A 10,234-nucleotide genomic window follows, 5' to 3' on the forward strand; every position below is an offset into this window, starting at 1 on the left:
GATGGGGTACTGCAGCACATTGGGCATCTGCACCGCGATGCGGTCACCCGGCTTGAGGTCGGTGTGCTGCTGCAACCAGGCAGTGAAGGCTGCCGAATGGCGCTCCAGCTCGGCATAACTCAGCGTCACGCCCAGATTGCTGAACGCCGGGCGGTCGGCAAAGCGCTTGCAGGAGCGTTCGAACACCTCGACGACCGAGGCGTAGGCGTTGATGTCGATGGTGGAAGGCACGCCCGCCGGGCGCTTGTCATTCCAGAATTCGGCTTGCATTTATTATTGTTCCTCTGCCTGGACCTGCACTGCGTCCTTTTGTCCTCTACCCGATTGCCTGCTGGCAAAAAGGCGTTGATCCGACGTTAGCAGGTAAGCCCAAGGCGGCATATACGCCAAGTGCCGCCATTAACATTGTGAATCTTATTTGTGCCCTTCCTGCAATCCGGCCGGTTGTGCATACACTGTCCGGGTAACCGCGCGCACAAGGACCCGCCATGCCCCACGACGCCTTCTGGCTACCCGCCAGCGAGCACTGCAGCCTGTACGTACACCAATGGCTGCCGGCCACGCCAGTAAAGGCCGTGGTGCTGCTGGCCCATGGCATGGCCGAGCATGCCGGGCGCTACCAACGCCTGGGGCATGCCCTGAGCGAGGCCGGCTTTGCCCTGTTCGCTGCCGACCAACGCGGCCACGGGCGCACCGCCGAACAGGGCAGCCTCGGCCTGTTCGCCCGCCATCATGGCTGGAATGCCGTGGTCAACGACCTCGGACGCGTGGCCCAGCACATCGGCCAGCAATACCCGTGCACGCCACTGTTCCTGCTTGGCCACAGCATGGGTAGCTATATTGCCCAGGCCTACCTGTTGCACCACAGTGGCAGCCTGCACGGGGCGATCCTCAGCGGCTCCAACTACCAGCCGGCGGCGCTGTACCGCGTGGCACGGCTGATTGCCCGGCTTGAGGCCTGGCGCCAAGGGCCGTTGGGTAAAAGTGCACTGATCGAGTGGTTGTCGTTTGGTTCGTTCAACAAGGCCTTCAAGCCCAACCGCACAGCATTCGACTGGCTCAGCCGCGACCCCGGCGAGGTCGACCAGTACGTCAACGACCCGTTGTGCGGCTTTCGCTGCAGCAACCAGCTGTGGTTGGACCTGCTGCAAGGGTTGGCGCAGATCAGCCAGCCGAGTAACCTCGCGCAGATCGACCCCAACCTGCCAATACTGGTAATTGGTGGCGAATGTGATCCGGTCAGTGCTGGCAAGCGTCTTACCCATCTGGCCGACGCCCTGCGCGCGACCGGCAATCGACATGTACGGCTACGCGTCTATCCTGATGCGCGGCATGAAGTACTCAACGAAACCAACCGTGACGAGGTCACCGCCGATATTCTCGGCTGGCTTGAACAGGCGCTGGCCCTTGGCCGCCCTGTGCGCAGTGAATGATAGCCGCCCTCGCCCAACGCTTAAGGAAGCACCGATGTCCCAGGTCACCAACACGCCTTACGAAGCCCTCGAAGTCGGCCAGAAAGCCGAGTACAAGAAGTCCGTCGAAGAACGCGACATCCAGCTGTTCGCTGCGATGTCCGGTGACCACAACCCGGTTCACCTGAATGCCGAGTTCGCCGCAAAGAGCATGTTCCGCGAGCGGATTGCCCATGGCATGTTCAGCGGCGCGCTGATCAGTGCTGCAGTGGCCTGCACCCTGCCTGGCCCTGGCACCATCTACCTAGGCCAGCAGATGAGCTTCCAGAAACCGGTGAAAATTGGCGACACCCTGACCGTGCGGCTGGAAATTCTCGAGAAGTTGCCCAAGTTCAAGGTGCGCATCGCGACCAATGTGTACAACCAGAACGATGAGCTGGTGGTCCAGGGTGAAGCCGAGATCCTGGCACCGCGCAAGCAGCAGACCGTCGAGCTGGTGTCGCCGCCGAATTTTGTGGCTAGCTGAAAACTGATAAGCCAATACCGGCCTCTTCGCGGGCAAGCCCGCGAAGAGGCCGGTATCGCCAACATCATTCAATGAGTTTCAACCGCTGCTCGATATGCCGCCGCTCCGGCGCCTGTCGGGTCAACGCCAGTGCCTGCCGCCAGGCCGCACGCGCCTCCTCCATTTGCCCCAGCTGATAATGCAGCTCGGCCCGCGCCGCATGCGCCAGGTGATAGTCCAGCAGTTCACCCCGCGCCAGAATCCCTTCGACTACCCGCAGGCCAACCTCCGGCCCATCTCGCTTCGCCAGCGCCACCGCCCGGTTCAACTCCACCACCGCCGACGGCCAATGACGCTGCAACACGTCATAAAGCCCAACGATCTCAGCCCAATCTGTCTGTTCAGCCGTTGCCGCTTCGGCATGCACGGCAGCAATCGCCGCCTGAACGGTATAGGCGCCAAACGCCCGGCTCTGCAGGGCCTGGCGCACCAGTTCGCAGCCCTCTTCAATGCGTGGCCGGTCCCACAGGCTGCGGTCCTGCTGTTCCAGCACCACCAGGTTGCCCTGGGCATCGATACGTGCCTGCTGCCGGGACGCCTGCAGCAACATCAAGGCCAGCAGGCCGACCGCTTCCGGGTCGGGCAGCAACTGCACAAGCAACCGCGCCAGGCGAATGGCTTCATCACTGAGGTCCTGCTGCAGCAGTGCCTCGCCCGATGACGCCGAATAGCCCTCGTTGAACACCAGGTAGATCACCCGTAACACGCTATCCAGGCGCTCGCGCAGTTCGTTCAGTTCCGGCACTTGATAAGGGATGCCGGCCTCGCGGATCTTGGCCTTGGCGCGGACGATGCGCTGGGCAATGGTGGCCGGGCTTTGCAGGAAGGCACGGGCGATCTGCTCGGTGGTCAGGTCGCACACTTCGCGCAGGGTCAATGGCACCTGGGCGTCAGCCGACAGTGCCGGGTGGCAGCAGGTAAAGATCAGCCGCAGGCGGTCATCGGCCAGCAGTTCGTCATCACTGGGATCCTGCGCCTGGCCTTCGAGCAGCATGCTCAGGTCTGCCTGGGAGCGGTCGAAACGGGCGCGTCGGCGCAACGCATCAATAGCTTTGAAGCGCCCGGTGGAAACCAGCCATGCCCTTGGGTTATCGGGTATGCCGTCGCGCTGCCAGCGCTCGACGGCGATGAAGAAGGCATCATGCATGGCCTCCTCGGCCAGGTCGAAGTCACCCAGCAAGCGGATCAACGTCGCCAGGATGCGCCGCGACTCACGCCGGTACACCGCCTCGACTTCGGCGCGCACCTGCGCCAGTGCCGTCATCAGTCGGGCATCCGCTGGGTCACCACCTCCACCAGGCGGTCCAGGCTTTCTCCCCAGCCCTGGTGGAAGCCCATTTCCTCGTGGGCACGGCAGTCAGCGGCAGTCCAGTGCCAGGCACGGGCGGTATAGCGAGTTTTGCCTTGTTCCTCGTCAAAGCTGATCACGGCAGTCATGAAGGCCTTGTCCGACGGCACCCAACCGGGGCCGAAGGCATCGGTGAACACCAACCGGCGCGGCGCGGCAATTTCCAGAAATACGCCCTGGTTCGGGTACTCGCTGCCATCCGGGGCCCGCATCAGGGTGCGAAACAGGCCGCCGGCCCATAACTGCATCTCGCACTCCGGGGTGGTCATGCCGTGCGGCCCCCACCACTGCATCAGCCACTGGGGGTCGGTCCAGGCACGGAATACCTTGGCCGGTGGTGCGTCGATCAGGCGGCTGATGGACAACTCGTGTTGCGCTTGCGCAGTGGGTGCAAGGCTCATGCTGGTTGTTCTCCTTGGCTATCAGGGTTGCAGTTCGCGCACCGGGCGCACCTCAACACTGCCAACCCGCGCGGCAGGGATGCCCTTGGCGATATTCAGTGCTTCGTTGAGGTCGCGGGCCTCCACCAGGTAAAAGCCGGCCAGTTGCTCCTTGGTTTCGGCGAAGGGGCCATCGGTCAGGCTCATGTGCCCCTTGCGCACGCGCACCGTGGTCGCCGTTTGCACCGGCTTCAACGCCTCGGCCGCCAGCATGCGCCCAGAACCGTGAATGGTTTCGGCGTAAGCCATGCATTCGGCGTCTTCCGGGCTGTCGGGAAGGCTGTGCAGCAACCCCTCGTCACAATAGACCAGGCACAGGTATTTCATGGTCACCTCCAGAGCATTGGCAAAGTGCGTTTGGCGATAACGGCTCAGGGCTTGAGATCGAACAGGGCTTTTTGCGTTTCCATGTCGAACGGTGCCGACCAGTGCTCGTGGATCACCTGCCACTGGCCACCTTGACGACGATAGCCCACGGTGGCGCGCATGAAGCCGCACTGGCTTTCGTCATCCCCCGGCCCGCAGCGGTTTAGCCAATGGGCCAGGGCCAGGTCGCCAGCGGCGTGCACGGTGAGTTCGGCAAGCTCGAAGACCATGGGGCCCGTGCACATGTTCATGCACATTTCCCAGTGCGCGGTGTAGGGGGCCTTGCCTTTGAATTGCAGGGACTGGATGGCATCGAAGGCGACAATGTCATCGGCATAGGGGGCGGTGATGTTGGGGATGTCGCGATCGCGCACGGCCTGCATCCAGCGCTCGATCAGTTGGCGGATCTCGGTTTCGGCTGCGGTGCTCATCGGGGTTCCTCCGACAGGACAATGGGTTTGGGCACGGCGTGGAGCGTACCTTCACCTATTGTCGAACGATGTCTGAAGGAATCGACATGGCTTGTAGAAAATTCTGAAAGGTGATGGCTCCATCGCCGGCAAGCTGGCTTGCCGGCGATGGAGCCATCACCTAGTAGAATGGATATTTGTCGATCAGCCCTGCTGGCAACCCTCACCCATGGCTCGGTACTGGATGGTGTGCACCTGGCCCTGGTGGTCTTCGTAAGTCATGGTCGCAGGTACCACCTCGCAGACATTGGGGATGGTCGACAAGTTGATCACCCGCTTGATGTCCAGGTTCATGGAGTAGTCGTACTGCTGGGCCACAGGCTGGCTGGAGACGGGTGTGACCTCATCGGCAAGGGCGAACGAGGACATACCGACCAATGCAAGAATCAGTAATGGTTTCATGTGGGTTTGCCTTTTGAGCATTCAAGCTGATCGATTGACTTCTATTGCCGTATCCGGCGCGGAGAAGTTGCCATCTACGGTGAAGATGGCACGAAGTACCGATCCCGCTTCGTACTGCCAGGGGGGACGAATAAAATTCTACTCCCGGCCAGCAATAGTTGAACCCCAGAGTCGGATATTCACCCTTGCCGGTTTTGCAACAATCTGCGACAAAGTGGCCGCAAATCATCAGGCCAGAGCCTCTGGCCACGTTTCAGGGTAGGGCTCGCCATTTCTGAAAAAATGTCCTGTTCGAAACTTTCGGACATAGAACGCCGTTTACTGGACCACTTTTATCGCCAGCACGGCTCTCGCATGCGCGCGGCAAGCGACGCCGAACTGTGGGTAGCAAGGGCCCCAGGCATCATTGCCGGGCTGAGCCTGAGTGCGGTGGGTGAGGGTTTCTGGCTGACCGGCCTGTTCGTCGACCCACAGCAGCGCAGTCAGGGGGTGGCAGCACGGTTGGTGGAGGCGGCGCTGGTACAGGCTCGCAGGCCTGTCTGGCTGTTCTGCCATCCCGACCTTGTCCCCTTCTATCAGCGCCTGGGTTTCGACCTGGCTCAACAACTGCCAGAAGCCTTGGCCGGCCGCCTGCAACGCTACCAGCGCAGCAAATGCCTTGTCGCCTTGCAGCGGGGTCAGTCGTCGCTGACCTCAAGCCCAGGGAACAGCACCTCGGTGTAACCAAACTTGGCAAAGTCCTGGATACGCGAGGGGTACAGTCGGCCAATCAAGTGGTCGCACTCGTGCTGCACGACCCGCGCATGGAAGCCGTCGGCAAAGCGGTTGATCGGGTTGCCCCGGGGGTCGATGCCTTCGTAGCAGATATGCTTGAAGCGCGGCACCACGCCACGCAGGCCGGGCACCGAGAGGCAACCTTCCCAACCGTCCTCGACCTCGCTGGAGGTCGGGGTGATGACCGGGTTCAGCAAAATGGTCTGCGGCACCGCCTCGGCATCGGGGTAACGCTCGCTGCGCTCGAAGCCGAAAATCACCAGTTGCAGGTCGATGCCGATCTGCGGCGCGGCCAGGCCCACACCGCCCACATGGCGCATGGTTTCGAACATGTCGTCGATCAGTTGCTGCAGTTCGGCAGTGCCGAGCATGTGCTCAGGCACTGGCGGGGCGATGCGCAGCAGGCGTTCATCGCCCATCTTGAGAATGTCACGGATCATCGGGGGTTCGGCTCGACGGTATGAGGCTCGCTCGGGTTCGGGTGCTCGTGGCCCAGTACCGTCAAGGTTTCCTTGGGCTTTTCCCCGTCGAAGTCTTTTTCGCCCGGGTTCTTGCCTTCGGCTGACATGTGCTCGATCACCGCATTCATTTCGGCGCCGAGCAGCAGCACGGCGGCCGAGATATAGAAATACAGCAACAGCACGATGATTGCACCAATGCTGCCGTACATGGCGTTGTAGTCGGCAAAGGTCTTCACGTAATAGGCAAAGCCCAGTGAGGCCACGATCCACACCACCACCGCCAGCACCGAGCCTGGGGTGATGAAGCGAAACTTCTGTTTCACGTCGGGCATCACGTAGTAGATCAGCGCCACCGCCACCATCAACAGGATGATGATCACCGGCCAGCGCAGGATGGTCCACAGGGTGACGATGAATTCCTGCATACCGATCTGGGCAGCGATCCACTCCATCACCTGAGGGCCCAGCACCATCAGTGCCGCGGCCGCCAGCAGCATACCGGCCAGGCCCACGGTGTAGAAAATGGACAACGGGATGCGCTTCCACACCGGGCGGCCTTCAGGCACGTCGTAGGCGGCGTTCATGGCGCTCATCATCAGGCGCACGCCGGCAGAGGCAGTCCACAAGGCAATCACGATACCTACCGACAACAGCCCGCCCTTGGACTGCTGCAGCTGGTCGATTACCGGGTTGACCTGCTCCAGCGCCTGGGGCGGTAACACCAGTTCCGACTGCAAGCGCAGCCAGGAGAAGAAGTCCGGCAAGTGCAGAAAGCCGATCAGGGCAATCAGAAACAACAGGAAGGGGAACAGCGAGAACAGCGCCTGATACGCCAGCGCTGAGGCATAGGTGGACATCTCGTCGTCGAGGAATTCCTTGACGGTGCGTACCAGCACGCGGTGCAGGGGCAGGCCGCGCAGGTCGGGGAAAATCATAGCGTCTCCTTTCGCCGCTTGATCATTACAACAGGCAAGTCTAATAGACCCTGTCGTTGCTGTGCTGCTCCCGGCCATGATTGAAGAATTTGCTTACGACAGTGCCGCCCCCTTTGCGGGCTTGCCCGCGAAGGGGGCGGCACAAACCACCTCGAATCAAGGCTTTTTCACCGCATCCTTCACATTGCCCTTGATTTGCTGCGCCTCGCCTTTGAGTTCCTGTGCCTTGCCCTCGGCCCGCAGCTTGTCGTTGTCGGTCACCTTGCCGACTCCCTGCTTCACGTTGCCGATCGCTTCGTTGGCCAGGCCTTTCGCTTTGTCTTTGGTACCGCTCATGGCAAAACTCCTGCAAATGGAGACACGTGGACCGTGTCGACAGTAGGTGGACCCAACGCCTTCATCAGGAGTTTCAACGAATTTTCCTTCCATAAGCCGAGCGGTAAATCTGCGGGCGAATACCGCACCCAATCGCCACCGCGCCCCTGCGCAGTCAGTACGGCTGCCCTAGAATCCCCGCAAACGTCCGCCCGAAGCAGGCGGACACTCGATAAGAACAATGTTTTCGGATACCCACACCCATGCGTTTGATGCCTGCGCTGGTGGCCTTGCTGCCACTGCTCCCCTTGCCCACCCTGGCCGCCGCACCGGCCAGCCCCGAAACCCTGCGTGTCGAGCGTTATGCCGACGACGGCCAACCCGGCTCGCTGCGCTGGGCCATCGAAACCAGCAACCAGAACCCAGGCCACTACCGCATCGATATTGCGGCCGTGGGCAAGCCGCCCTATGTCATCCGCCCCAGCCGTGCACTGCCGGAAATCAAAGGCCCGGTACGTATCACCGGCCTGTCCTGGGCACAAAACGGCCAATACATCGCCATCGACGGCTCGGCCTACATCAAGGACCAGGGCGTACACACCTGCCCCGGCGCCCTGCCCGGCCAGTTCGGCACCAACGTGCGCACCACCACCAACCCCGGGCTGGTGCTGCGTGACACCCAGGGCGTGCACCTGAGCGGCCTGGAAGTGCGCAATTTCTGCATCGGCATCCTGGTCAACCGCGCAAGCTACAACGTGATCGAAGACAACCGCATCGTCGCCAACAAGGGCGGCGCGGGCATCATGCTGACCGGCGACGACGGCGCCGGTAACCCCACCGCCACCACCACGAACAACAACAAGGTGCTGCGCAACCAGCTGATCGACAACGGCGACGGCCTGGAGCTGACCCGCGGTGCGGCGTTCAACCTGGTGGCCGACAACCTGTTCCGCTCCACCGCAGCCAACCCTGAGCCCTCCCAAGGCATCGAGATTCTGCTGGGCAACGACAACAGCGTGGTGCGCAACCGGTTCGAAAACTACTCCGACGGCCTGCAGATCAACTGGGGCAAGCGCAATTACCTGGCGGCCAATACCTTCAGCGGTAACTCGATCGGTGTCAGCGTCACCGGCGAGGGCAACATCCTCGACGGCAACCTGATCCACGGCAACCGCATCGGCGTGGCCCTGCGCCCGGAGCCGGACATTACCGCCACGCGCCTGAGCGCCAACCGCATCTGGGGTAACAGCCAGGACATCCGCCGCTGCGAGGCCGGCGGGTCATGCGTGCCCGACCAGCGCACCGGCGCCATCGTGTTTGGCGTGCCGGCCCAGGCGCATGCGCTGTATGTGGGGTCGCGTGGGGTGGGGGCCGACCTTGCCAAGCAAGACCAGGCGATCATCTGCGATGCCAAGGGCGAGCCCAAGCCTTGCCAGCCGCTACCCAACCATAACCAGCAGGCACCACGGCTGTTAGCGCTGGAAGGCAATGTGTTGCGTGGAGAAGTGCAGGGGCCGGCGTCGAGCCTGCTGCGGGTGGAGTTCTTTGGCAATGCCGAGGCCGATGGCACCGAGGCGCAGCAGTACCTTGGGGACGTGCTGGTGAACAGCGACCCGCAGGGCGAGGCGCGGTTTGCGCAGGTGTTGGAGAATATGGGCGAGTTGCGCAGCTTTACTGCGACGGTGACCACTGCCGATGGGGCAACTTCTGAATTGAGCCCGCCGGTTCGCCGGTGAAGTACCGGCCCTTTCGCAGGCTTGCCCGCGAAAGGGCCCGCATACGCACCGCACGTTACAAGCCTTGCCCCGCCCGGTGCCACCCCTCACAATGCAGGCCTTCATAGCGTCAACCCGCAGGAACCTGCATGAAACTCGACAAACCCGCCGCCATTGCCCGGCGCAACGAAGCACTGGCCCGGCCGGTGCTGACCAGCAGCAATACCCTGTTCGCCATCCTCGACCGCAAGCGCAACCTGTGGTGGTTCGAAGTGCCGGTGGCGCTGCTGCGCAAGGGCCAGCCCGACTGGGTCAACTTGCTGCTGCACAACCCGGAAAGCGATGAGCTGCAGCACCTGAAGGTGCCTACCAACTTCCTCAAAGCTCACCAGGAGCAAATGGAAGTGCGCAACCCCGGCAAGCGCCGCTCGACCATCAGCCTGGCCCTCAGCGCCGACCGCGACTCGCTGCTGCGCGACACCCGTCCCGGTGGTGAGCAGCTAGACTTCCGTACCTTCGTGCAGGCCTGATCAGGCCTTTTCGATCCGATCGTCATGGATGACGATCAGGCCCTGCTTGAACAACCCGCCAATGGCCTTCTTGAAGTTGCCCTTGCTGACGTTGAACAGCTTGCTGATCAACGCAGGATCGCTCTTGTCACACACACCCAACACCCCGCCTTCGGCCTCCAGGCGCGCCATGATCTGCTCTTGCAGGGTGTCTGCCAGGGCCGCGCCGACCGGCTGCAGGCTCAGCGAGATCTTGCCGTCCGGGCGCACTTCCTTGATGAAGCCCTTCTCGTGCATGCCCGAGCGCAGGAACTTGAACACCTCGTTCTTGTGGATCAAACCCCAGTGGCGGTTGTTGATGATGGCCTTGAAGCCCATCGGCGTTTCGCCGGCCACCAGCAACTCGACCGGCTGGCCAACCTTGTAGTCGGCCGGGGTAACGTCGAGGTAGCGGTCCAGACGCGAGGTGGCGGTGATGCGGCGGGTGCGCTTGTCGAGGTACACGTGCACCACGCAGTAATC

14 protein-coding genes and 1 pseudogene are annotated in these 10,234 nt (G+C 62.2%); 5 read left to right on the forward strand and 10 right to left on the reverse strand.

Going from position 1 to position 10,234, the window contains the following annotated elements:
- Positions 1 to 270, reverse strand: a 270-nt coding sequence (locus tag APH42_RS27545; RefSeq protein ID WP_156352949.1) for an AMP-binding protein, incomplete at its 3' end; no start/stop codon positions are given.
- Between the two features lie 218 nt (positions 271 to 488).
- On the opposite strand from APH42_RS27545, the gene APH42_RS27550 reads away from it, so the two are divergent.
- A complete protein-coding gene (locus APH42_RS27550; protein ID WP_012273632.1) occupies positions 489 to 1,433 on the forward strand; it encodes an alpha/beta hydrolase in 945 nt (314 codons plus the stop codon).
- Positions 1,434 to 1,467: 34 nt separating this feature from the next.
- Entirely contained in the window at positions 1,468 to 1,938 is a 471-nt protein-coding gene (locus tag APH42_RS27555; protein WP_060494660.1) for a MaoC family dehydratase, read from the forward strand.
- Between the two features lie 64 nt (positions 1,939 to 2,002).
- Here the strand turns inward: APH42_RS27555 and APH42_RS27560 are convergent, their stop codons facing one another.
- The 5 genes from APH42_RS27560 to APH42_RS27580 all read right to left on the reverse strand — a co-directional run bounded on the left by APH42_RS27560 (position 2,003) and on the right by APH42_RS27580 (position 5,003).
- On the reverse strand, positions 2,003 to 3,241 hold the full coding sequence (locus APH42_RS27560; protein ID WP_012273634.1) for an RNA polymerase sigma factor: 1,239 nt from the start codon (positions 3,239 to 3,241) through the stop codon (positions 2,003 to 2,005).
- On the reverse strand, positions 3,241 to 3,726 hold the full coding sequence (locus APH42_RS27565; protein ID WP_012273635.1) for an SRPBCC family protein: 486 nt from the start codon (positions 3,724 to 3,726) through the stop codon (positions 3,241 to 3,243). The genes APH42_RS27560 and APH42_RS27565 overlap by 1 nt, the downstream gene beginning before the upstream one ends.
- 21 nt (positions 3,727 to 3,747) lie before the next feature.
- Positions 3,748 to 4,092 carry a YciI family protein gene (locus APH42_RS27570; RefSeq protein WP_012273636.1) on the reverse strand — a complete coding sequence of 115 codons (345 nt, stop codon included), beginning with the start codon at positions 4,090 to 4,092 and terminating at the stop codon, positions 3,748 to 3,750.
- 44 nt (positions 4,093 to 4,136) lie between these two features.
- The gene (locus tag APH42_RS27575) at positions 4,137 to 4,562 is read right to left on the reverse strand and encodes a nuclear transport factor 2 family protein (protein WP_012273637.1); all 426 of its coding nucleotides are present in this window, start codon (positions 4,560 to 4,562) and stop codon (positions 4,137 to 4,139) included.
- A gap of 183 nt (positions 4,563 to 4,745) precedes the next feature.
- On the reverse strand, positions 4,746 to 5,003 hold the full coding sequence (locus tag APH42_RS27580; protein ID WP_060494661.1) for a DUF2790 domain-containing protein: 258 nt from the start codon (positions 5,001 to 5,003) through the stop codon (positions 4,746 to 4,748).
- A 354-nt stretch (positions 5,004 to 5,357) separates the two neighbouring features.
- Between APH42_RS27580 and APH42_RS27585 the strand changes: the two genes are divergently transcribed.
- The gene (locus tag APH42_RS27585) at positions 5,358 to 5,726 is read left to right on the forward strand and encodes a GNAT family N-acetyltransferase (protein ID WP_012273639.1); all 369 of its coding nucleotides are present in this window, start codon (positions 5,358 to 5,360) and stop codon (positions 5,724 to 5,726) included.
- Here APH42_RS27585 and def read toward each other — a convergent pair.
- The 3 genes from def to APH42_RS27600 form a co-directional block, all read right to left on the reverse strand.
- A complete protein-coding gene (gene def / locus APH42_RS27590; protein WP_060494662.1) occupies positions 5,681 to 6,217 on the reverse strand; it encodes a peptide deformylase in 537 nt (178 codons plus the stop codon). The two genes, APH42_RS27585 and def, sit on opposite strands and share 46 nt — an antisense overlap.
- Positions 6,214 to 7,173 (reverse strand): YihY/virulence factor BrkB family protein, encoded by a 960-nt coding sequence (locus APH42_RS27595; RefSeq protein WP_012273641.1) that lies wholly within the window; start codon positions 7,171 to 7,173, stop codon positions 6,214 to 6,216. The genes def and APH42_RS27595 overlap by 4 nt, the downstream gene beginning before the upstream one ends.
- A gap of 156 nt (positions 7,174 to 7,329) precedes the next feature.
- Complete coding sequence (locus tag APH42_RS27600) at positions 7,330 to 7,509, reverse strand: CsbD family protein (RefSeq protein WP_003254639.1); 180 nt, start codon at positions 7,507 to 7,509, stop codon at positions 7,330 to 7,332.
- 242 nt (positions 7,510 to 7,751) lie between these two features.
- On the opposite strand from APH42_RS27600, the gene APH42_RS27605 reads away from it, so the two are divergent.
- Together APH42_RS27605 and APH42_RS27610 are read left to right on the forward strand one after the other, a co-directional pair.
- Positions 7,752 to 9,224, forward strand: a complete 1,473-nt coding sequence (locus APH42_RS27605) for a nitrous oxide reductase family maturation protein NosD (RefSeq protein ID WP_012273642.1) — start codon at positions 7,752 to 7,754, stop codon at positions 9,222 to 9,224.
- 128 nt (positions 9,225 to 9,352) lie between these two features.
- Positions 9,353 to 9,733 carry a hypothetical protein gene (locus APH42_RS27610; RefSeq protein WP_012273643.1) on the forward strand — a complete coding sequence of 127 codons (381 nt, stop codon included), beginning with the start codon at positions 9,353 to 9,355 and terminating at the stop codon, positions 9,731 to 9,733.
- Here the strand turns inward: APH42_RS27610 and APH42_RS27615 are convergent.
- A pseudogene (locus tag APH42_RS27615) lies at positions 9,734 to 10,234 on the reverse strand (GntR family transcriptional regulator); the annotation flags it as partial.

It is taken from the genome of Pseudomonas sp. NBRC 111140 (genome assembly GCF_001320885.1).
Classification (GTDB): Bacteria; Pseudomonadota; Gammaproteobacteria; order Pseudomonadales; family Pseudomonadaceae; genus Aquipseudomonas; species Aquipseudomonas putida_P.

Bases quoted from the DNA above. Each gene is read 5' to 3' on its own strand.
- APH42_RS27580 (WP_060494661.1), bottom strand. From the start codon at position 5,003: ATGAAACCATTACTGATTCTTGCATTGGTCGGTATGTCCTCGTTCGCC.
- APH42_RS27550 (WP_012273632.1), top strand. From the start codon at position 489: ATGCCCCACGACGCCTTCTGGCTACCCGCCAGCGAGCACTGCAGCCTG.
- APH42_RS27610 (WP_012273643.1), top strand. From the start codon at position 9,353: ATGAAACTCGACAAACCCGCCGCCATTGCCCGGCGCAACGAAGCACTG.
- APH42_RS27575 (WP_012273637.1), bottom strand. From the start codon at position 4,562: ATGAGCACCGCAGCCGAAACCGAGATCCGCCAACTGATCGAGCGCTGG.
- APH42_RS27595 (WP_012273641.1), bottom strand. From the start codon at position 7,173: ATGATTTTCCCCGACCTGCGCGGCCTGCCCCTGCACCGCGTGCTGGTA.
- APH42_RS27585 (WP_012273639.1), top strand. From the start codon at position 5,358: ATGCGCGCGGCAAGCGACGCCGAACTGTGGGTAGCAAGGGCCCCAGGC.
- APH42_RS27570 (WP_012273636.1), bottom strand. From the start codon at position 4,092: ATGAAATACCTGTGCCTGGTCTATTGTGACGAGGGGTTGCTGCACAGC.
- APH42_RS27565 (WP_012273635.1), bottom strand. From the start codon at position 3,726: ATGAGCCTTGCACCCACTGCGCAAGCGCAACACGAGTTGTCCATCAGC.
- APH42_RS27555 (WP_060494660.1), top strand. From the start codon at position 1,468: ATGTCCCAGGTCACCAACACGCCTTACGAAGCCCTCGAAGTCGGCCAG.
- def (WP_060494662.1), bottom strand. From the start codon at position 6,217: ATGATCCGTGACATTCTCAAGATGGGCGATGAACGCCTGCTGCGCATC.
- APH42_RS27560 (WP_012273634.1), bottom strand. From the start codon at position 3,241: ATGACGGCACTGGCGCAGGTGCGCGCCGAAGTCGAGGCGGTGTACCGG.
- APH42_RS27600 (WP_003254639.1), bottom strand. From the start codon at position 7,509: ATGAGCGGTACCAAAGACAAAGCGAAAGGCCTGGCCAACGAAGCGATC.
- APH42_RS27605 (WP_012273642.1), top strand. From the start codon at position 7,752: ATGCGTTTGATGCCTGCGCTGGTGGCCTTGCTGCCACTGCTCCCCTTG.